20 protein-coding genes are annotated in these 20,744 nt (G+C 68.2%); 5 read left to right on the plus strand and 15 right to left on the minus strand.

Features of this window, described 5'->3' with window-relative positions:
- The first annotated feature begins 38 nt into the window (after positions 1 to 38).
- Complete coding sequence (locus ACKY0X_RS14490; protein ID WP_409426598.1) at positions 39 to 593, plus strand: DUF4334 domain-containing protein; 555 nt, start codon at positions 39 to 41, stop codon at positions 591 to 593.
- On the opposite strand, the gene ACKY0X_RS14495 is transcribed toward ACKY0X_RS14490, so the two are convergent.
- Genes ACKY0X_RS14495 through ACKY0X_RS14505 form a run of 3 tightly spaced genes read right to left on the minus strand, consistent with a single transcriptional unit; the run spans position 590 to position 3,953 of the window.
- A complete protein-coding gene (locus tag ACKY0X_RS14495) occupies positions 590 to 2,575 on the minus strand; it encodes a 5-oxoprolinase/urea amidolyase family protein (RefSeq protein ID WP_409426599.1) in 1,986 nt (661 codons plus the stop codon). The two genes, ACKY0X_RS14490 and ACKY0X_RS14495, sit on opposite strands and share 4 nt — an antisense overlap.
- A complete protein-coding gene (locus ACKY0X_RS14500) occupies positions 2,572 to 3,198 on the minus strand; it encodes an urea amidolyase associated protein UAAP2 (protein WP_409426600.1) in 627 nt (208 codons plus the stop codon). The genes ACKY0X_RS14495 and ACKY0X_RS14500 overlap by 4 nt, the downstream gene beginning before the upstream one ends.
- Positions 3,195 to 3,953: a DUF1989 domain-containing protein gene (locus ACKY0X_RS14505; RefSeq protein ID WP_409426601.1), complete on the minus strand. Its 759-nt coding sequence runs from the start codon at positions 3,951 to 3,953 to the stop codon at positions 3,195 to 3,197. The genes ACKY0X_RS14500 and ACKY0X_RS14505 overlap by 4 nt, the downstream gene beginning before the upstream one ends.
- A 111-nt stretch (positions 3,954 to 4,064) precedes the next feature.
- On the opposite strand from ACKY0X_RS14505, the gene ACKY0X_RS14510 reads away from it, so the two are divergent.
- Positions 4,065 to 4,691: a TetR/AcrR family transcriptional regulator gene (locus tag ACKY0X_RS14510; RefSeq protein ID WP_409426602.1), complete on the plus strand. Its 627-nt coding sequence runs from the start codon at positions 4,065 to 4,067 to the stop codon at positions 4,689 to 4,691.
- A gap of 11 nt (positions 4,692 to 4,702) precedes the next feature.
- On the opposite strand, the gene coaD is transcribed toward ACKY0X_RS14510, so the two are convergent.
- The 6 genes from coaD to ACKY0X_RS14540 all read right to left on the minus strand — a co-directional run bounded on the left by coaD (position 4,703) and on the right by ACKY0X_RS14540 (position 11,682).
- On the minus strand, positions 4,703 to 5,182 hold the full coding sequence (coaD, locus tag ACKY0X_RS14515) for a pantetheine-phosphate adenylyltransferase (protein ID WP_065040090.1): 480 nt from the start codon (positions 5,180 to 5,182) through the stop codon (positions 4,703 to 4,705).
- Between the two features lie 11 nt (positions 5,183 to 5,193).
- A complete protein-coding gene (rsmD, locus tag ACKY0X_RS14520) occupies positions 5,194 to 5,760 on the minus strand; it encodes a 16S rRNA (guanine(966)-N(2))-methyltransferase RsmD (RefSeq protein WP_409429642.1) in 567 nt (188 codons plus the stop codon).
- Positions 5,757 to 9,140 carry a pyruvate carboxylase gene (locus ACKY0X_RS14525; RefSeq protein ID WP_409426603.1) on the minus strand — a complete coding sequence of 1,128 codons (3,384 nt, stop codon included), beginning with the start codon at positions 9,138 to 9,140 and terminating at the stop codon, positions 5,757 to 5,759. The genes rsmD and ACKY0X_RS14525 overlap by 4 nt, the downstream gene beginning before the upstream one ends.
- A 9-nt stretch (positions 9,141 to 9,149) precedes the next feature.
- Complete coding sequence (locus tag ACKY0X_RS14530; protein WP_409429643.1) at positions 9,150 to 9,755, minus strand: vitamin K epoxide reductase family protein; 606 nt, start codon at positions 9,753 to 9,755, stop codon at positions 9,150 to 9,152.
- 2 nt (positions 9,756 to 9,757) lie between these two features.
- On the minus strand, positions 9,758 to 10,513 hold the full coding sequence (locus ACKY0X_RS14535; protein ID WP_409426604.1) for a DsbA family protein: 756 nt from the start codon (positions 10,511 to 10,513) through the stop codon (positions 9,758 to 9,760).
- Positions 10,514 to 10,578: 65 nt separating this feature from the next.
- Positions 10,579 to 11,682, minus strand: a complete 1,104-nt coding sequence (locus ACKY0X_RS14540) for an alpha/beta hydrolase (protein ID WP_409426605.1) — start codon at positions 11,680 to 11,682, stop codon at positions 10,579 to 10,581.
- Here ACKY0X_RS14540 and ACKY0X_RS14545 point away from each other — a divergent pair.
- Positions 11,681 to 12,526: an aldo/keto reductase gene (locus ACKY0X_RS14545; protein WP_409426606.1), complete on the plus strand. Its 846-nt coding sequence runs from the start codon at positions 11,681 to 11,683 to the stop codon at positions 12,524 to 12,526. The two genes, ACKY0X_RS14540 and ACKY0X_RS14545, sit on opposite strands and share 2 nt — an antisense overlap.
- 1 nt (position 12,527) lies before the next feature.
- Positions 12,528 to 13,367, plus strand: coding sequence for an aldo/keto reductase (locus ACKY0X_RS14550; protein ID WP_065040084.1), 840 nt, complete (start codon positions 12,528 to 12,530; stop codon positions 13,365 to 13,367).
- A 24-nt stretch (positions 13,368 to 13,391) separates the two neighbouring features.
- On the opposite strand, the gene ACKY0X_RS14555 is transcribed toward ACKY0X_RS14550, so the two are convergent.
- From ACKY0X_RS14555 to ACKY0X_RS14570, 4 genes are read right to left on the minus strand one after another with little or no spacing between them, the layout of a single operon-like run.
- Positions 13,392 to 13,988, minus strand: coding sequence for a GNAT family N-acetyltransferase (locus ACKY0X_RS14555; protein WP_409426607.1), 597 nt, complete (start codon positions 13,986 to 13,988; stop codon positions 13,392 to 13,394).
- A gap of 8 nt (positions 13,989 to 13,996) precedes the next feature.
- Entirely contained in the window at positions 13,997 to 14,710 is a 714-nt protein-coding gene (locus ACKY0X_RS14560) for an HNH endonuclease family protein (protein WP_409426608.1), read from the minus strand.
- Positions 14,707 to 16,935 carry an ATP-dependent DNA helicase RecG gene (recG, locus tag ACKY0X_RS14565; RefSeq protein WP_409426609.1) on the minus strand — a complete coding sequence of 743 codons (2,229 nt, stop codon included), beginning with the start codon at positions 16,933 to 16,935 and terminating at the stop codon, positions 14,707 to 14,709. Before recG ends, ACKY0X_RS14560 begins: the two co-directional genes overlap by 4 nt.
- Positions 16,936 to 16,937: 2 nt before the next feature.
- Positions 16,938 to 18,587 (minus strand): DAK2 domain-containing protein, encoded by a 1,650-nt coding sequence (locus ACKY0X_RS14570; RefSeq protein ID WP_409426610.1) that lies wholly within the window; start codon positions 18,585 to 18,587, stop codon positions 16,938 to 16,940.
- Positions 18,588 to 18,780: 193 nt separating this feature from the next.
- Here ACKY0X_RS14570 and rpmB point away from each other — a divergent pair, with 193 nt between their 5' ends.
- A complete protein-coding gene (rpmB, locus tag ACKY0X_RS14575) occupies positions 18,781 to 18,972 on the plus strand; it encodes a 50S ribosomal protein L28 (RefSeq protein WP_013829608.1) in 192 nt (63 codons plus the stop codon).
- Positions 18,973 to 19,045: 73 nt separating this feature from the next.
- Here rpmB and ACKY0X_RS14580 read toward each other — a convergent pair whose 3' ends face one another.
- Both ACKY0X_RS14580 and ACKY0X_RS14585 read right to left on the minus strand, forming a co-directional pair.
- Entirely contained in the window at positions 19,046 to 19,726 is a 681-nt protein-coding gene (locus tag ACKY0X_RS14580; RefSeq protein ID WP_409426611.1) for a uracil-DNA glycosylase, read from the minus strand.
- 6 nt (positions 19,727 to 19,732) lie between these two features.
- The gene (locus tag ACKY0X_RS14585) at positions 19,733 to 20,710 is read right to left on the minus strand and encodes a thiamine-phosphate kinase (RefSeq protein WP_409426612.1); all 978 of its coding nucleotides are present in this window, start codon (positions 20,708 to 20,710) and stop codon (positions 19,733 to 19,735) included.
- Between the last annotated feature and the right edge of the window lie 34 nt (positions 20,711 to 20,744).

Consider the following 20,744-nt stretch of genomic DNA (forward strand, 5'->3'; position numbering starts at 1 on the left):
GGCTCCGCAGTTGACATCTGTCAAGTACGGTGTTGCGCATGGCTGTCCAGGACTTGTTCTCGAACGTGCCGACGACCACCGCCGAGGCCTGTGAGATCTTCGACGCCGCCGAGGCAGTCGACCCCGATTTCATGGTCGGCACCTGGCATGGTTCCGAGCTGCCGACCGGCCACCCGCTCGACGGGCTGTTGGGGGCCACCGGCTGGTGGGGCAAGCAGTTCGTCGATGCCGAGACGGTCCATCCGCTGCTGTTCCCCACCCGCGACGGGGCCGCGCTGTGGGCGTTCAACCCGGTGCTGGCGTTCAGTGTTCTGGGACTCGCCACGAAGCTGCCGGCACTGAAGAACCGCTCATTCCTCGGGCAGATCAACGCGTTGCAGCCGCTGCTGCGGACCCGTTCGCCCCGGGCCCGGCTGCGCACCACCAGATACCGCGGAGTCGACAGCGCCACGATGGTCTATGACCAGGCACCGGTCAACGATGTCTTCCGCCGGCTCTCCGACGACGCGGTGATCGGCGCGATGGATCTGCGGGGCTCGTCCCGGCCTTACTTCTTCGTGTTGTGTCGCGACAACTCCCTGAAACTGGCCTAAACACTGGCGATTTCGCCGGCATCGTGCCACGCATTGCGCTCCGCGGTGAACGCGGCGACCTGTTGATCGCGGAATCCCGCGATGCTGTCAGCGTGGTCGGCCAGGAATCGGTGGTAGGCCGGCAGTGAGAACTCACCGTCGGTGATCGCCACCCGACCACGCCCGGCCGCCATGTCGGCACGCAGCTCCAGGAGCTCCTCGGCCTGCACCGGATAGAAGCTGATGCGGTCGAAGTAGCGCAGCAGCCACGGGGTTTCGGGATCGAACAGGCCTGCGGTGGCGTGCCGGTGGTTCCACACCTGGGTGGTGCGTCCGACGAACTGGTAGCCGCCGGGTCCCTCGATGCCGTAGATGCACAGGTAGGCGCCGCCGATCCCGACGGCGTTCTCCGGGGTCCAGGTGCGGGCCGGGTTGTATTTGGTGGTCACCAGCCGGTGTCTGGGATCCAGCGGGGTGGCCACCGGCGCGCCGAGGTAGATGTCGCCCAGGCCCAGCACCAGGTACTGGGCGTCGAACACGATGTTGCACACCTGCGTGATGTCGTCGAGTCCGTTGATACGCCGGATGAACTCGATATTGGACGGGCACCACGGCGCGTCGGGCCGCACCCCGTACATGTAGCGGCGAATGGCCTCGTGGGTGCCGGGGTCGTCCCAACTGAGCGGCAGCCGCACCGCTCGGCTCGGCACGACCAGTTCATCGCAGGGCGGCAGCGCATCGTCGATGGCGGCCACTTCGTCGATCACCTCGGCGCACGAGAACTGCTCGGGGTCGAACTGGATCTGCAGTGATCGCACCCCGGGAGTCAGTTCGGCCAGGCCGGGCAGCCCCCGTTCACGGAGCTGGTCGTAGAGCACCTGTACCCGCGCCCGCAACGCCAAATCCAGTGTCATCGGCCCGTATTCGAGCAGAACTCCGCTGTCACCGGCGCGCCGCAGGGTAACGGCCGTCCCGTCGCGGCCGGTGTAGCGCTGCAGCACTCCGTCGTCGCCGTCGCCGGAGCGGGAGAGCACGACAGGCAACGCCGCACGGCGTCGCACACCCAGCGCTGCCGTCGGTGGGGCGTGGTCGGCGCGGATCGGCACCAGCCGCACGGTGTCGCCGGGCGACAGCTGGCCCAGCTTCCATCGATCGCCGCGTACCACCGTCACCGGGCAGACGAATCCACCCAGGCTGGGCCCGTCGGGACCGAGCAGGATCGGGGTGTCACCGGTGAAATCCAGCGCACCGATGCTGTACGCGGTGTCGTGGATGTTGGACGGGTGTAGGCCGGCATCTCCGCCGTCGGGGCGGGCCCATCGTGGTTTCGGCCCGACGAGCCGCACGCCGGTGCGGTCGGAGTTGAAGTGCACGGTGTAGTCGGTGGTGGTCAGGATGGTCATGTCGGCGCGGGTCATGAACTCTGGCGCCGCATGCGGCCCTTCGGTCACCGCGAGCTCCCAGTGCCGCCCGATGCTGGGCTGAATCTGGCTGGGGGCGCGGGTGAGGGTCGGTGGGGCGCCGCCGCGGCCGACGGCGCTGAGGCGATCGGATTCGCGCAGCGCCCGGCCGTGGTGGCCACCGAACACACCTTGAGTGAAGGTTGCTGCGCTGCCCAGGAATTCCGGCGCGGCGATGCCGCCCTCGATCAGGACGTAGCAGCGCATTCCCGGACCTGCAATGACACCTACATCGAGCAGACCACCGGCGGGTATCCGAACCGACTGCCACAGTGGAACTAAGGCACCGTCCAGCCTGACCGGCACCGCGGCACCGGTGACGCACACCCAGGCTGGGTCCGAAAAGCGCAGAGCGGGTCCGGCTTTGGTGCATTCCAGACCGGCCGCGCCTTCGGGATTGCCCAGCACCTGATTGCCGATCCGAAACGACAGGTCGTCCATCGGCCCGGACGGCGGCACCCCGACATGCCAGTAGCCGACGCGCCCGGGCCAGTCCTGCACCGTGGTGAACATGCCCGGCGAGACCACCTCGATGCCGATCATGTTCGGCTGATCACCATCCGCACCGGCGTCGGGTCAAAACCGTTGCACGGGTTGTTGATCTGCGGGCAGTTCGACACCAGTACCAGGGTGTCGATCTCCGCGCGCAGGGTCAGGCTCTTGCCCGGGGCCGAGAGACCGTCGACGATGCCCAGCGTGCCATCGGCTTCGACGGGGACGTTCATGAACCAGTTGATGTTGGAGACGATGTCGCGTTTGCCCAGGCCCCACCGGGCCCCCTCGGCGAGGAAGTTTTCCACGCAGGCGTGCTGGTGGGCGGTGTGGTGCCCGTAGCGCAGGGTGTTGGATTCCTGCGAGCAGGCTCCGGCGATGGTGTCGTGATTGCCGACGTCGTCGGCGACGACGGTCATGAGGGCGGTGCCGTCGGCGCTGCGCAGCACCGAACCGGTGCTCAAGAAGATGTTGCGCGCAGCAGCGACGGTGGCCTGGGCGCTGTAGCGGCGGGTGTGGTCGGCGGCGTCGTAGAGCAGGCAGTCCACCGCCTGGTTTCCGTGCAGATCGATGATCTGCAGCAGGTCTCCGGCGCGCACCACTGCCGACCAGGGCGCCCGGGCCGCCACCACCTCGTCGGAGATGAGCTGCGAGGGCTGAGAAGGGCTGGTCATGAGCATTTCCCCGTTCCGGCGGCCCAGGCCGCCTCGGTGTTCTGCACCGCGCGTAGGTATTCCGGGTCCTGGCTGATCGGGTCGGCCAACTGTTCGCCGGCCCGCCAGGCAACTACGTCCAATGCCGTTGCGGGCGGGTCGGGATCCAGCGGGTGCGCGGCATTGGCGACCACCACTACCACCGGAAGGTGGATCAGCAGGTCGATCGCCGCGCCGGGTCCCGCGGATCCGGTGAATTCCAGTGCCCCGCTGACCGGATCGACGCGTACACCGCGGAACAGCGACACCGACGGTGCCACGTCTCGAATGCCCATGCCGTGCTTGATCGCACCCAACAGCAGCAGTTGTCGGCCGGTGGCGTCCGGGCCGCAGAGCATGTCGTGGTGTCCCGAGGAATCGGCGACGACGGTGGCCAGCACGCGGCCCTGATCGGACAGCAGCGGATGGCCGACACCGAGGTAGGCCTGCCACGGGACCTTCATGGTGTCGGCGACGTTGAGCCGTTCCCAGGGCGCTTCGGCGCGGTACAGCAACAGATTCGCGCACGCGCCGCCTTCGGTATCGGCCAGCCGCACCCGGCTGCCGCGGGCCAGCACCTTGGTGGCGTAGCCGTTCGCCGGAATCGACTCGGCCCAGATCATCGTCGCCGCGTCGACGTCGTCCGGGGCCGCCGGGACGCGCATCGACGCGTGCTGCGCCTGAGCGCGCGCGTGCAGGCGTGCGCCGTCGGTGGAATCGGTACGTAGGTTGTCCATGATCAGGAAGCTAGCACATTTTCTATCAACTGACAGTTTTTAGCGCGCCGGGCCTCAGCGCGTGATAGGCAGTAAGGTGTGCAGACCGATCGACGAGGACGTCCCCGGCTGGTGGCTTCCAGCAGGCCGGGCAGCAGCGCGCGCGACGAGATCCTCGACGCCGCGGCGGAGCTGTTCACCACCGTCGGCTACGCCGCCACCTCGACCCGGCGCATCGCCGAGAGCGTCGGGATTCGGCAGGCCTCGCTGTATCACCACTTCGCCGCCAAGGACGACATTCTCGACGCCCTGCTGGCCGGCACCGTCGATCCCTCCGTCCAGCTGGCCGCCGAGCTGCTGGCCGAGGGAGGGCCCAGCGCACCCCGGTTGCATGCGCTCGTCGTCGCCGATACCGCGCAATTGTGCGGCGGCGCCTGGAATCTGGGCACGCTGTATCTGCTTCCGGAGCTTCGCCTCGAGCGCTTCGCCGCCTTCCGCCAGCGCCGTGCCGAGTTGCGCAGTCACTATCAAGAGCTTTCGCGCGCGGTGATCGCCGAACATGACGGTCCCGCGGATGCCGACGACCTGTCGTTCCGATTGGTGGAGACGGTGATCAACCGCCGCTCCGACGACGGCTCCTGCCCGCCGGATTATCCGTGGACCATTGCCGAAGCGGCGCTACGGATATTGGGCTGCACCAGGGATTTCACCGCGATGCGCGCCTCGACCGACCACCGCTTGGGGTGGCAGCCCCAGTAAGCGGCCTCTGGTCAGCGCGCGGCCAGTTTGGCGGCCAATCTGCGGTTCACCGGCTCGGGCAACAGGTCCGAGACATCACCGCCCATCGACGCCACTTCCTTTGCCAGCGACGACGACACGAACGAATACCGCGGTGTGGTCGCCACGAAGAACGTGTCGACACCGGCGATGTGCTTGTTCATCTGAGCCATCTGCAGCTCGTACTCGAAGTCGGTGCCGGTGCGCAGACCCTTGACGATCGCCGTCAGCCCCCGCTGCCGGACGAAGTCGACTACCAAGCCCTGACCCGACTCCGCGCGCACATTGGGCAGATGCGCGGTGGCTTCGGCGATCATCTCGAGGCGCTCGTCCAGGGTGAACATGCCCTTCTTGGACGGATTGACCAGAACCGCGGCCACCACTTCGTCGAACTGGGCGGCCGCGCGCTCCAGGATGTCGACATGTCCCAACGTCACCGGGTCAAAGGAACCGGGGCATACCGCACCACTCATGTGCGCTGACGCTACACGTCAGGCGCGGACAGTTCGGCCAGCTCCAGTCGGGTGTCGCCGTAACGGCGCGAGGGCCAGGCTTCCCAGCCCTGCGGCCACGCCACCGCCGGGCTGGAGGTGGCCCGTTCGATCACCACAACGGTGCCCGGGCCCGCCCAACCGCCAGCAGTCAGCAACCCCGGCAGCGCGTCGATCGCGGCGGCATCGACCTCGTAGGGCGGATCGGCCAGCACCAGATCCACCGGTGTCTCGGTCCCCCCGGCCAGCACCGCGGCCACCGTGCCGCGGCGCAGCACCGCACCGGCCAGCCCCAGTGCAGCAATATTGGCGGCCAACACCTCGGCGGCGCGGCGGTCCGATTCGACGAACAGCGCCGAGGCAGCGCCGCGGGACAACGCCTCCAAGCCGAGCGCCCCCGACCCCGCGTAGAGGTCCAACACCGACATTCCGGTCAGGTCCATCCGGGAATCGAGCACATTGAACAGCGCCTCGCGCACCCGATCTGTGGTTGGCCGGGTGCCGCGCGGCGGCACGGAGAGGCGTCGCCCACCGGCTTCGCCCCCGACGATGCGCGTCAGCTCAGCACCACCAGCAGGTCTCCGCCTTCGACCTGCGCGGTCTCGGCAACGGCCACCCGCGTGACGGTGCCGTCGGCAGGCGCGGTGATGGCCGCCTCCATCTTCATTGCCTCGATGGTGGCCAGGGTTTGTCCGGCGGCTACCTTCTCTCCCTCGGCCACCCCGATGGTGACCACACCGGCAAACGGTGCGGCGACATGGCCCGGCTTGGTGCGGTCGGCCTTTTCCGCAACCGGCACTTCGCTGGCGATGCTGCGATCACGCACCTCAACCGGCCGCAGTTGACCGTTGATGATGCACATCACGGTTCGCATGCCGCGTTCATCCGGCTCGGAGATGGCCTCGAGCCCGATCAGCAGCTCCACCCCGCGCTCCAGCTTGACCCGATGCTCCTCGCCCTGACGCAGGCCGTAGAAGAACTGGTTGGCCGACAATCGCGAGATGTCGCCGTAGAGTTCCCGATGCGACTCGAATTCCTTTGTGGGACCCGGGAACAGCAGGCGGTTGAGGCGGGCCTGGCGTTGCGGTCCAGACTTTGCCAACACCGCCTCGTCATCGGCCGAGAGCTGCTGCATCTCCCGTGCCGGGCCGCGCCCCTCCAGGGCCTTCGTCCGCAACGGCTCCGGCCAGCCACCGGCCGGGTCGCCCAGCTCGCCGCGCAGGAAGCCGATCACCGAGTCCGGGATGTCTACTCGAGACGGGTCAGCGGCGAACTCGTCGGCGCTCACGCCGGCACCGACCAGGGCCAGCGCGAGATCGCCGACCACCTTCGAGCTCGGGGTCACCTTGATCAGCCGACCGAGTACGGCATCCGCGGCGGCATAGTTGTTCTCGACGTCCTCGAACCGGTCCGCCAACCCCAGCGCCTTGGCCTGCTGGTGCAAGTTGGACAGCTGGCCACCGGGAATCTCATGGCGGTATACCCGCCCGGTCGGTGCGGCCAGCCCGGATTCGAACGGCGCGTACACCTTTCGCAGCGCCTCCCAGTACGGCTCCAGATCGCCCACCGCGTCCAGCGAGATCCCGGTGTCGTAGTCGGTCTGGGCCGCCGCGGCGATAATGGAGCTCAGCGCCGGTTGGCTGGTGGTGCCCGCCAGGGGCGCCGCCGCGCCGTCGACGGCGTCCGCCCCCGCTTGCCAGGCGGCGACGTAGCTGGCTAGCTGACCGCCCGCGGTGTCGTGGGTGTGTACGTGGATGGGCAGGTCGAAGCGGCTGCGCAGCGCGCTTACCAATGTGGTTGCCGCGGCGGGACGCAACAGGCCCGCCATGTCTTTGATCGCCAGTACGTGCGCGCCGGCGTTCACGATCTGCTCGGCGAGCCGCAGGTAGTAGTCCAGCGTGTAGAGCGTTTCGCCCGGGCTGCTCAGATCGCCGGTGTAACACATGGCGACTTCGGCTACCGCACTGCCGGTTTCGCGCACCGCGTCAATGGCTGGAAGCATCGAGTCGACGTTGTTGAGCGCGTCGAATATCCGGAAGATGTCAATACCGGTCTCGGTCGCCTCTTGGACGAACGCCGAAGTCACCAGTTCCGGATACGGGGTATACCCGACCGTGTTGCGCCCGCGCAGCAGCATCTGCAGACAGATGTTGGGCAACGCCTCGCGCAGCGCTGCCAACCGCTCCCAGGGGTCTTCCTTCAGAAACCGCAGCGCCACATCGTAAGTCGCGCCGCCCCAGCACTCGACCGACAGCAGTTGTGGCATGGTGTGAGCCACGTACGGCGCCACCTTGACCAACCCACTGGTGCGCACTCGGGTGGCCAACAGCGACTGGTGGGCGTCCCGGAACGTGGTGTCGGTGACCCCGACCGCCCGCGATTCCCGCAGCCAGCGGGCGAAGCCCTCCGGCCCCAGCTGGACCAGCCGTTGCTTGGAGCCCGCCGGCGGCGGCACCGACAGATCCAGCTCGGGCAGCTTGTCGCGCGGGTACACCGCCGAGGGCCGGGTACCGTGCGGGCTGTTGACGGTGACATCCGCCAGGTAGTTCAAGATCTTGGTGCCGCGGTCGGCCGACGAGCGCGCGGTCAGCAGCTGCGGGCGCTCGTCGATGAACGAGGTGGTGATGCGCCCCGCGGAGAAGTCCGGGTCATCGAGCACGGCCTGCAGGAACGGGATGTTGGTGGCAACCCCACGGATGCGGAATTCCGCGATCGCCCGGCGCGCCCGCTTCACCGCGGTGGGAAAATCCTTACCGCGACAGGTCAGCTTGACCAGCATCGAATCGAAGTGCGCGCTGATCTCCGCACCGAGGTTGGTGCCGCCATCCAGCCGGATGCCCGCCCCGCCCGGGCTGCGGTAGGCGCTGATCCGTCCGGTGTCGGGCCGGAATCCGTTGGCCGGGTCTTCGGTGGTGATCCGGCATTGCAGCGCCGCCCCGTGCAGCGTGATCGAGTCCTGCGAAAGGCCCAGGTCCGCCAGCGACTCACCGGCGGCGATCCGCAGCTGTGAGGACACCAGGTCGACGTCGGTGATCTCCTCGGTGACGGTGTGCTCCACCTGGATGCGCGGGTTCATCTCGATGAACACGTGGTGGCCGCGCTCGTCGACCAGGAACTCCACGGTGCCCGCGCAGGTGTAGCCGATGTGGCGCGCGAATGCCACGGCATCCGCGCAGATCTTCTCGCGCAGAGCCGGGTCGAGATTCGGCGCCGGCGCCAATTCGACGACTTTCTGATGCCGGCGCTGCACGCTGCAGTCACGCTCGTAGAGGTGGATCACGTTGCCGTGGTTATCGGCCAGGATCTGCACCTCGATGTGGCGCGGGTTCAGTACCGCCTGCTCGAGGTAGACGTGCGGGTCGCCGAACGCCGAATCCGCTTCCCGACTGGCCGCTTCGACCGCATCGGCCAGCCCGTCGATGTCGGTGACCCGGCGCATCCCGCGCCCACCGCCACCGGCGACCGCCTTGACGAACAGCGGAAAAGTCATGTCTTGGGCTACGGCAAGCAGTTCGGTGACCGAGGACGACGGCGCCGACGACGCCAGCACCGGCAGTCCCGCCTCCCGCGCGGCGGCCACCGCGCGAGACTTGTTGCCGGCCAGCGCCAGCACTGCCGCGCTGGGACCGACGAAGGTGATCCCCGCATCCGCACAGGCCTGCGCCAGTTGAGGATTCTCCGAAAGGAAACCGTAGCCGGGGTAGACAGCGTCGGCCCCGCATCGCACTGCGGTGCCGACGATCTCATCGACCGACAGGTACGCGCGTACCGGATGACCCTCTTCGCCGATCTGGTAGGACTCGTCCGCCTTGAGCCGGTGCAGCGAGTTGCGGTCCTCGTACGGGTAGACCGCCACTGTGCCGATACCGAGCTCGACGGCGGCCCGGAACGCGCGGACAGCGATCTCTCCGCGGTTGGCCACCAGCACTTTGGAGATCACAATCCACCCCTACAGCAGCGTTATCCAGTAATCCTGAAACCGAATAAATATCAACAGGAATAACGCGATAAACCATAACGCAGCGATGGTCCAACGCCATCGGTGCAAATGCTGCAAATTTTTGCGTATACCACCGTGCTCAGATGCTACGGCTGCGAATATCACCAGCAGGCACAGCGTCACCGCCCACACCACCATGCAATACGGGCACAGCGCGCCGATCCGGTACAGGCTCTGGAAGATCAGCCAGTGCACGAAGCCGGCGCCGGCCAGTGTACCCAGCGTCAACCCGGTCCAATACCATTGCGGCAATGGCACTTTCGCGACTGCCAATACGCCAGTGACGACCACCACGGTGAAGGCGACGATCCCCATCAGCGGGTTGGGGAACCCCAACACGGACGCCTGCGGGGTGACCATCACCGATCCGCAGGACAGCACCGGATTGAGGTTGCACGACGGCACGTATCCGGTGTCCGTGAGCAGCTTGATCTTCTCGACGGTCAGCGTGACCGCCGCGGCCAGTCCGATGACCCCGCCGATCAGCACCGCCCAGGCCCGCGATGCCGCGACCGGCACCGCCTGGGCGGGCGCTTCGACCGCCGGAGCCGTGATGGTCACGACTCCTGAGCCGGCACGGCCATACCGGGCACGTCGCCGACGATCTCGCGGATCTTGGAGACCAGAGCTTCCGGAGTCGAGGGGCGGTAGTCCTCGCCATTGATGCGCAACGTGGGCGTGGCGTGAATGCCCCCGGCGGCGGCCATACCACCGACCATCTTGAGGTACTTGCCGCTGTTGATGCACGCCGGAACACCGCCGGCAGCGCCGGCTTGGCGGGCCAGCTCGATCAGGCGCTTGTTGTCGGGGAACTCCGTGCCGATCTCCGACGGTTGCAGTTGCTCGGTGTAGAGCGCGGTGTGGAACCGGCGGAACGCGTCGTTGCTTTCGTCGGCGACGCAGTAGGCCGCGGCTCCGGCTCGTGAGGAGTAGTCGTCGTTCTGCGGCCGGTCCAGGATCGCGACCATGTGGTAGTCCGCGGCGATCGCCCCGCTGTCGATCAGCCGAGACACCGTCGGGCCGAACGCCCGCTCGAGGTTGCCGCAGGCCGGGCAGAGGAAGTCTTCGTAGAACGCCAGCACGGCCTTGGGCTCGTCGGTCCCGTCCTTGGTGACCAGCTTGCTCGAGGTAACCCGGATCGCCTCGCCGGCGCCGGCGCCCTTCTTGTGACCGTTGGACACCACGATGTAGCCGATGAGTCCCACCGCAAAGACCACCACGATGGCGACGAGGCCGATCTGCATTGCGAGGTTGCGCTTCTGGTCGCCGGCCCTCAAGCCGGAGACGCCGGGGCGTTTGGGTTTGCTGGCCACAGTCGGTTGGTCCTCGTGTTCGGTGGTCGGTTTGCGGTTCAGAGTACCGGCGTGAGCCCCGGACCTCAGCCGCGGCTGAGGTGCGCGCGCAGCGCCGAGATCAACTCACTGGTCGCGGTCGCGCTGCCGCCCCCTAACGGAAACAGGTTGATGAAAGCGTGCGTCAACGACGGCATCTGCCGCAGGTCCACCACAACCCCTGCCCGGCGCAGTGCCGCCGCGAACGCTTCACCCTCGTCGTACAGCGGGTCGAATCCGGCGACGGCCACCAGTGCCGGCGGCAGGCCGGACAGGTCGCCGGCCAGCAGCGGCGATACCAGCGGGTCGGTCGGGTCTAGCTGTGAGCGGCCCACGTATTGGTCGGTGAACCAGTCGATGTCGTGCTTGGTCAGCAGAAAACCGTCGCCGTAGAGGCTGCGTGAACGGGTCTGGGCGGTGCAGTCGGTGACCGGGTAGATCAGCCACTGCAGAACGGGTGCCGGTCCCCCTTCATCGCGTGCCCGCAGCGCGACCCCGGCGGCCAGGTTGCCGCCGGCGCTGTCGCCACCGACCGCGACCCGCCCGGCAATCCCACCCAGCTCCGCGGCCTGGTCATGAGCCCAGCGGAACGCCGCCAGGGCATCGTCGAGCGCGGCCGGTGCGGGGTGCTCGGGCGCCAAGCGGTAGTCGACCGACAGCACCGCGATGTCACCGTCTCGACAGGTCAGCCGGCAGAACGCGTCATGGCTGTCCAGGTCGCCGATCACGAACCCGCCCCCGTGGTAGAAGACCAGCAACGGCTTGGCGCCACCACCGACCGGGCGGTAGTGCCGAGCGGCGATGTCCCCGGCCGGGCCGGGCAACACGATGTCGCGAACGTCGACGTGGATATCACCGCCGCCCAGACCGGCGGACGTCTCGCGCAACTGGGCGCGGGAGGCGACCGCGTCGTCGCCGACGACTAAGCCGTTCACGCCCATCGCGCGCTGCGCGGCCAGCGTCAGCCGCAGGGTGGGGTCCAGGGTCTTGCCGTCGATGGTCACCGCGCGCCCGCCGGTCATGATCCGCTGGACCCCGATCGGCAGCATCGGCGTCACCTTCATACCGACCGTCATCAGGGTGCTCTGCAGCTGATCGGTCCATCGCGCGCCCCGGCCGGAACCGGGGCCGCCTGGCAGACTTCGTGTCATGGCTGCTGAAGATAGCTTGCGCTGCGTCACGCTCAACGACGGTAATTCCATCCCCAGCGTCGGTTTCGGGGTTTACAAGATTTCGCCCGCCGAGACCGAGCAGGCGGTGCGCACCGCGCTTGCGGCCGGATACCGCCACATCGACACCGCGGCCCTGTACGGCAACGAGCGGGAGGTCGGCCGGGCCGTCGCGGCATCCGGCATGGCGCGCGACGAGGTTTATGTGGTCACCAAGGTGTGGAACTCCGACCAGGGCTACGACTCCACGCTGACAGCATTCGAGGCGAGCATGGAGCGCCTCGGCCTGGATTTTCTGGACCTGTACCTGATCCACTGGCCGCTGCCGGCAGCCGGCAAGTTCGTCGAGACTTTCCGGGCGTTGGCCCACCTGCGGGATCAGGGCCGGATCCGGTCGATCGGGGTGAGCAATTTCGCGCCCGAGCACCTCGAGACGCTCATCGACGGAACGGGGATCGTGCCCGTCGTCAACCAGGTCGAGTTGCACCCGCGCTTCAGCCAGCCCGAACTGCGCGCGGCGCATGCCCGCCTCGGGATCGCCACCGAAGCCTGGGCACCGCTGGGTCGGGGTTCACTGCTGGCTCATCCGGTGGTTACCGAGGTGGCGCGGCGGTGCGGAAAGACACCGGCGCAGGTGCTGATCCGGTGGCATATCCAACTGGGTAATATTGTGATTCCGAAATCGGTGCACCCGGAGCGTATCGTCGGCAACTTCGACGTCTTCGACTTCGAACTCGGCACGTCGGAGATGGCCGAGATATCCTCGCTCGACGACGGCGCCCGATTGGGACCCGATCCGCGAACATTCGATTACACAGGTAGGTGAAATGACGTCGGGCACTGCGATCCCCTCCGTCACCCTCAACGACGACCGCACGATGCCGACGCTGGGCATCGGGGTGGCCGAGTTGTCCGAAGCCGAGACCGAGCGCGCGGTCTCCACGGCGCTCGAGCTGGGCTGTCGCTTGATCGACACCGCCAAGGTGTACGGCAACGAGGCCGCGGTGGGCCGGGCTATCGCCGCGTCGGGAATCCCGCGCGAGGAGGTGTTCGTCACCACCAAGCTGGCCAACGCCGACCAGGGACTGACCGCCGCCATCGAAGCCTGCAAGGCCAGCCTGGAGCGGCTCGGAATGGACTACGTGGACCTGTACCTGGTCCACTGGCCGGCTCCCTCGCTGGGCATGTACGTCGACAGCTTCGGCGGACTCATCCAGACCCGGGAGCTGGGACTGGCCCGGTCCATCGGGGTGTGCAACTTCACCGCGGAGCACCTCGACGACGTGATCGACCTGGCGTTCGAGACGCCGTCGGTCAACCAGATCGAACTGCACCCGCTGCTCAACCAGGCTGAGCTGCGTGCCGCCAACGCCGAGCGCGGCATCATCACCCAGGCCTACAGCCCGCTGGCGGTGGGCCGGTTGCTTGACCACCCGACCGTGACGGCTATCGCCGGCGAGTACGGCAAGACCCCGGCACAGGTGCTGATCCGATGGAGCCTGCAACTGGGCAACGTGGTGATCCCCCGGTCGGCTCAGCCCGAGCGCATCGCGGCCAACCTCGACGTGTTCGGCTTCGAGCTGGCCGACGAGCACATGGAGAGCCTGGGCGGCCTCAACGACGGCACCCGGGTGCGGGAAGACCCGCTCACCTACAGCGGTATCTGATCCCCGCCGATCCGCACACTCGCCTCAGCGCGCCAACACCCGGCGGTTGATCCGCTCCACCAGCCGGGCTCGCAGTTCCGGCCACTCCTGCTCGATCACCGAGAAGACGATCGTGTTGCGAAAAGAGCCGTCGCGGCGCCGGGCATGGTTGCGCAGTTCACCCTCCCGGGTGGCGCCGATAGCCCCCACCGCGCGCTGCGAGCGCTCGTTGAGGTTGTCGACGTTGAACTGCACGCGGCCCGCACCCAGGGCGCCGAAGCAGTGGTCGAGCAGCAGCAGTTTCGACTCGGAGTTGACCGCCGACCCGCGGACCCGCTGTGCCAGCCAGGTGCTGCCGACCGTCACCCGGCGGTCCACCTCGCTCATGTCATAGAGGGATGTCGTCCCGACGATCTCGCCGGTGCCGACCTCCACCTGAGTCAGCACCTGGTGATCTGATGCCAGCGCCGCGGACACCGAGGCTTCGGTGGGCGGCTCGGAGTGCTGGCCGTAGAGGAAGTAGCGGGTGCACTCGGTGTCGAAGGCGTGGGCCAGGCCGCCGACGTCGGCGAGCACCGTCGGCCGCAACAGCACATGCTCGCCGGGCAGCGTCGGCGTGGTACGCCAGTGGTCGATCGTCATCGGCTCCCCTATCCGGTCGGGCAGGTGGCCGCTGCCTCACGCAGCACGTCGGCTGACGGCTGGTCCAGGCGCAGCGCATAGCCCCGCAGAACCGCAATGTAGGCGACGGCGTACTGGCACGCGAACGATTTATTCGGCGGCATCCACTGCCCAGGACCCGCATCGCCCTTGTCCTGGTTGCCCTGCCCCGCGACCGCCAGCAGATTGGCCGGATCGTTGGCGAAGCGCAATCGCTGCCGATACGGCCAGGCCGACGCGCCCATGTCCCAGGCGTAGGCCAGCGGCACGATGTGGTCGATCTGCACGGCCTCGCCGATCTTGGCGCCGCGGGTGAACGCGACGGTGGCGTTCGTGTACGGGTCGTGCAGGGTGCCGCTGGCCACCGCCTCGGCGCAGCGTTTGGTCGACACGTGGGTGATGTCGACGAGGTCACGGTTGAGGATGTCGTTGCGGGTGTCGCAGCCGTTGTGCCCGCCCGGTGCGTCGTTGTCGTCGTCCCAGGCGTCGCCGAACACCGAGCGCCGGTAGTCGTGGCGGTGGGCGCGGGCCGGAACCACCGTGATTCCGGCCAGCACGTCGGCGCCGGCCGCCACCGTGGGCATCCCGGATTGCGTTGCCAGGGCGCGGCTACTCCTGCTCGCCGCGGATACCGTCTGATAGGCGACGATTACGGCCAGCACGGCCGCCACGGCCAGCCACAGCAGGGTTTTACGACTGGTCATGATTTGTCCAGGTAGTCGATGTCGGCGAAATATGCGGCGAGCGTGGCCAATCCGGGATCATCCGGGGTGGCTTCCCAGGCCTGCATGCAGTACGTGCGGGCCGCCTCGATCACTTCGCCGTGGTCGGCCAGCGACAGCAGCTTGAGTCCGCCTCGCCAGCCGGACTGGTTGCGGCCCAACACATCTCCCTCACCACGCTCGGCCAGGTCCAGATCGGCCAAGGCGAAGCCGTCCAAGGTGCCGGCGACGGCCTTCAGGCGCTGACCCGCCTTGGATCCAGCGCCGCTGGAGGTGACCAGCAGGCAGAGGCTGGCGTGCGCGCCGCGGCCGATCCGGCCGCGAAGCTGGTGCAGCTGGCTGATACCGAACCAGTCGGCGTCGGCGATCAGCATGACGGTGGCATTGGGTACGTCGACACCGACCTCGATGACCGTGGTGCAGACCAGCACGTCGACCGCACCGCTGCGGAACGCCGTCATCACCGCGTCCTTCTCGTCCCCGGTCAGCCGCCCGTGCATCAAGCCCAGCCGCAACCCCGACAGCGGCCCGGCTCGTAGCCGGTCGAACAACCCCACCGCGGTGGCCGACGTTCGGCCGCCCTCATCGGCTGAACCGGGTTTGCTCGGCTCGTCGGTCTCGTCGATGCGGGGTGCCACCACGTAGGCCTGCCGTCCGGCCGTCACCTCCTCGCGGATCCGCGTCCAGGCCCGATCCAGCCAGGTCGGCTTCTCCTTGACGAAGATCACCGAGCTCGCGATCGGCTGGCGGCCGCGGGGCAGCTCGCGCAACGTGGAGGTCTCCAGATCACCGTAAACGGTGAGCGCCACCGTGCGCGGAATCGGAGTGGCGGTCATCACCAGCAGGTGCGGCGTGATGCCGTCGGGAGCTTTGGCGCGCAACCGATCTCGCTGCTCGACGCCGAATCGATGTTGTTCGTCGACGACCACCATGCCCAGGTTGTGGAATTCGACCGCGTCGACCAGCAGGGCATGCGTGCCCACGACGATGCCGGCCTGCCCGCTGGCGATCTCGGCGCGAGCCTGCTTCTTGGCGGCCGCAGACATCGAGCCGGTGAGCAACGCCACTGCGGTTGCATTGTCAGCCTCGCCCAGCTGACCGCCGAGCGCCAGCGCCCCGAGCATGTCGCGTATCGACCGGGCATGTTGGGCGGCAAGGACTTCGGTGGGTGCCAACAGGGCGCACTGATAGCCGGCATCAACCAGCTGCAGCATCGCCAGCAGCGCGACGATCGTCTTGCCCGAGCCGACCTCGCCCTGCAGCAGCCGATTCATCGGACGGCTGGCGGCCAGCTCGCCTTCGAGCACGCCGAGCACCTCGCGTTGTCCGGTGGTCAGCTCGAACGGCAGCCGCCGCAACAGTTCTGCGACCATCCCGTTGTCGCGGCGCGGTGCCGGTGGCCCGGATTCGGACAATTCACCATTTCGACGCATCGCCAGCGCCCACTGCAGACCGAACGCTTCGTCAACGGCCAGCCGAGCCCGGGCGCGGTCGCGTTCGGCGGCGTTCTCCGACAAATGGATTGCGCGCAGCGCTTCGTCTTCGCCGAGCAGATCCCGTTCGGTGCGCACTGCAGCCGGCAGCGGGTCCGGAACCGGATCGAGGACGTCGAGCACCTGCCGCACACAGTTGAAGATGTCCCAGCTCTGCAGTTTCGCGGTCGCCGGGTAGATCGGGTAGCAGCTGCGCTCGAAGTCCGCCTGGTTGATCTGCCCGCTGACCTTTTGCGATGCATCGGCGATGTTGCGCAGCGAACTGCTGCCGAAGTTGCGATCGTGGGCGCCGCCGTCGGCTTCCTTGAGCACCAGGAAGTCCGGATGGGTGAGCTGGATCGCACCCCGAAACAGCTTGACCTCACCGGACAGCATCACGCGGGTGCCGGGGGTCAACCGCCAGCGCAGGCCTTTGGGGTTGAAGAACGTCGCACTGACCTTGTTGCGGCCGCTACCGACGGTGACAGCGAGGTATTTTCCGTTGCGCCGCTGCATGTCTTTGAGCACCGCTGAACTGATGGTGTCGACGATGGTGATGTGGTCGCCTTCTTCCGGGCGGCTGTCCGCCGCACCGCGCACCCCGGTGCCTTCGACGTAGCTGCGCGGGTAGTGCCGCAACAGGTCTCCGACGGTGCGGATGCCGAAGCATTCCTCGAGTTTGTCGGCGGCATCAGAGCCGACGATGAAGTCCAGCCGATCGGCCAGGGTGACCATCGCTACTCGACCCCGATCAGCAGCGCGTCCCCCCGATGCCCGGTGAAGTAGGTCGCCAGTTCGGTTCCCGGGTGCTGGTCATGCACGTGCCGGGCCAAGACGTCCAGGACATCTTCTTCTAAACCATCAATGCCCGCCCCGAACAACACCGTTACCAGTTCACCGCCGGCCGCCAGCAGCAGGTCGATCAGGCCGATCGCCGCGGCGCCGACATTGCGGGCCACGATCAGCACCTCGTCACCGGCGATACCCAGGCCGTCGCCGGGTCGGCAGGAACCGGCCCAGGTCAGCGCCTGTTCGGTGGCGACCCGCACCGATCCGAGCCGGGTGCTGCCGGCAGCTCGGGCCATGGTGTAGCCGTCATCGACCACCGGACGGCCCGGATCGTGGACCGCCAACGCCGACAACCCCTGCACCATCGAACCGGTCGGCACCGGCACCACGTCGATACCCCAACCGATGGCCGCGGTACAGCCCGCCACCAGTTCTTCGGCGGCGACATAGCCGTTGGGCAGCAGCATCACCTGCGCTGCGCCGGTGTCGACCACCGCCCGCAGCAACTGCTGGGCGGTGACCATCATGACCGGCTCGGCACTGTGCGGGTCGGGCCGCAGTACGCAGGCTCCTTCGGAGTCGAACAGCGCCCCGGCGCCGTCGCCGTCGACCACGGCCAGCACCGCGCGCTCCCGAGCCCAGCTGCCCGGGGACGGGCCGGCGGCACCGGCCAGGGCAGAGATCTGGATACGTCGCGGCCGACCGAAAGCCAGGCCCGCCTCGACGGCGGCACCGGCGTCATCGGTGTGCACGTGCACCGAATATCCGCCGACCACCCCCGACGTGGCGATGGCCACAGATTCTCCGAGCTGGTTCAGCCGCTCGCGCAGGGCTTCGGTGTCTTCGGAACTGCACTCGCCAAGCAGGTACATGACCTCGAACTGCGGCGCCGGAGCCTCGGTTCCGGCCTCCGGCGGCCGCGGGCACGGCGCGGGCTGGTAGGCCGCCCGCACGGGAGCCTGCCCGGTGATCGTCGATCGCAGCGCGTCGAGCAGCACCAACAAGCCGCGGCCGCCCGCGTCGACCACCCCGGCCTCGGCGAGCACGTCGAGCTGCTCCGTGGTCGCCTCCAGTGCCTGTGCAGCCGCGTCGGTGCCGGCCACCAGCGCCGGACCCAACTCGGCTCCACCGGCCGCGCACCGTTCGACGGCCGCAGCGGCAGCCTGCAACACCGACACGATGGTCCCCGGAACCTCGCGGCCACCCATCGAGGTGACCACCAGCTCGACCCCGTGCCGCAGACCGGCGCCGAGCAAGGCGGAGTCGATGACGCGGACGCCGGTGTCGGCCGCGGTCACATCGGCCAGGCCGCGCAGGATCTGCGACAGGATCACCCCGGAGTTGCCGCGCGCACCATGCAGCGCCCCGGATGACAGGGCCGCCGCGACCCGGCCCACCTCGCCCGAGGCGGCCTCGGTGTTGGCCTCGGCCAGGGCCGAACGCATGGTGAACAGCATGTTTGTTCCGGTATCGGAATCGGCGACCGGGAAAACGTTGAGCTGGTTGATCTCGTCGGTGTGAGTGATCAGGTCACCGACGGCGGTGTGCGCCCAGTCCCGCAAGGTCGCCGCATCCAGCCGACGATCGGGGTTGCCCACCTGCACCCACCTTCCTGCCGCCACCTCCGGTGGCCGCAAGCCTAATCACTCCGGGCGACAGCACAGGTCACGTCCGTCCAGCCGCGATGGGGCGTTTTGGTGGTTGCCCCGCCGGGCGGGTATCCTGATCAGGTTGTCGGGCCACCCGCTGAGGTCGTTGGCCCTCAAGCAGACGTTTTGAGGAGTGTCACATATGGCTGCCGTGTGCGATATCTGCGGAAAGGGCCCCGGCTTCGGTAAGTCGGTATCCCACTCGCACCGTCGGACCAGCCGTCGGTGGGACCCGAACATTCAGGTTGTGCACGCCGCGCGTCCCGGCGGCAACAAGCAGCGCCTGAACGCCTGCACCTCGTGCATCAAGGCCGGCAAGGTCGCCCGCGGCTAACTCCGCTCTCGTCTCGCCGAGCACAGGGACGTCCGTCCCCTGCTCGGCGATGTGCGCGACCCGCTGAACCGCGCTACTCCAGTCGCCAGTCGATCGGCTCGGCTCCCATCTGCGCCAGCAACTCGTTGGCGCGGCTGAACGGCCGCGATCCGAAGAACCCGCGCGACGCCGACAGTGGCGACGGGTGCGGTGATTCGATCGCTACGCAGCGATCGGACAGCATCGGCTTGAGCGTCCCCGCGTCGCGCCCCCACAGGATCGCCACCATCGGCTGACTGCGGGCCACCAACGCGCGGATCGCACATTCGGTGACGGCCTCCCAGCCCTTGCCGCGGTGTGACGCCGGGGTGCCCGGTCGCACGGTGAGCACCCTGTTGAGCAGCAGCACACCCCGCTGCGCCCACGCGGACAGATCGCCGTTGGAAGGCTTGGGATAGCCCAGGTCCGCGGTGTACTCAGTGAAGATGTTCTCCAGACTGCGTGGCAGCGGCCGAACCTCCGGCGCGACGGAGAAGCTCAGGCCTACCGCGTGGCCGGGTGTTGGGTACGGGTCCTGCCCGACGATCAAGACCCTGACGTTGTCGAACGGAAACGTGAAGGCACGCAAGATGTTCTGCCCTTCGGGCAGATAGCCGTGACCGGCAGTCGTCTCCTCGCGCAAGAACTGCCCCAGTGCGGCAACGTGATCGGTCACCGGTGCCAGCGCAGTGGCCCAACCGCTTTCGACAAGTTCAGGAAGTGGACGAGCAGTCATGGTGTCTCAACGTAATGGGGCGTCGGAATCAAACGACTGCCAGCCCGCCTCCCCGTCCCACACCGCTCCGTCGACCAGCACGCGCGCCGGCCCCGCCAGCACCTGCCCGATCGCCCGCCAACCGGGCGGCACCTCTCCGGGAAACGCCGCGACCAGGGCGTGGTCTTCTCCCCCGCCCAGAATCCACGACCACGCGTCGGCGCCGACCGCGGCGGCCGCGGGCGCCAGGGCTTGATGATCGGCCGCCAGCGCCGCTGTGGACACCTCCAATATCACCTGCGACGCGGCGGCCAGGTGCCCCAGATCGGCGATCAGGCCGTCGGAGACATCGGTCATCGCCTGCGCCCCGGCGTCGGCGGCCGCCGCGCCCTGCCCGTACGGCGGCTCCGGGACCAGGTGACGACGCCGCAGCTCCGCGAATTCCGCTGAGTCCACGCCGTCGCCCCACAGTCGCAGCCCGGCCGCCGAGCGGCCCAGCTCGCCGGCCACCGCCAGGGTCGCCCCGGGCCGGGCCCCCGACCGCAGCACCGCGGGCCGGCCGGCCAGATCCCCCAGCACCGTCACCGACACCACCCAGCGGTCGGCCTGGACCAGATCGCCGCCGACCACACCGGCACCCAGGCGCTCCGCCTCGGCCCACATCCCGTCGGCCAGGGCGGCGGCATCGGCGGCGAAGGTGTGCGCCGGGGCGCCGAAGCCGACGACGAACGCGGTCGGCCGCGCACCCATCGCCTCGATGTCGGCGGCGTTCTGCGCGATCGCCTTGCGCCCGACCTGCTGCGGGGTTGACCAATCCAGCCGGAAATGACGGCCTTCGACCAGCATGTCGGTGGATATCGCAACTCGGCCGTCGGCGCAGCGCACCACCGCCGCATCGTCCCCGGGACCCAGCTGGGTGGTCTCGGGCTGATGTCGCCCGGCGACCAGCCGGTCGATCATGGGAAACTCTCCAAGCTGACCCAGCGTGGGCTCGTTACCGCGCACAGCCTGGAGTGTAGGTGTGATCAGAACGGTAGGC

The sequence above is a fragment of the Mycobacterium sp. SMC-11 genome (assembly GCF_046250095.1).
Lineage (GTDB): Bacteria > Actinomycetota > Actinomycetes > Mycobacteriales > Mycobacteriaceae > Mycobacterium > Mycobacterium heraklionense_A.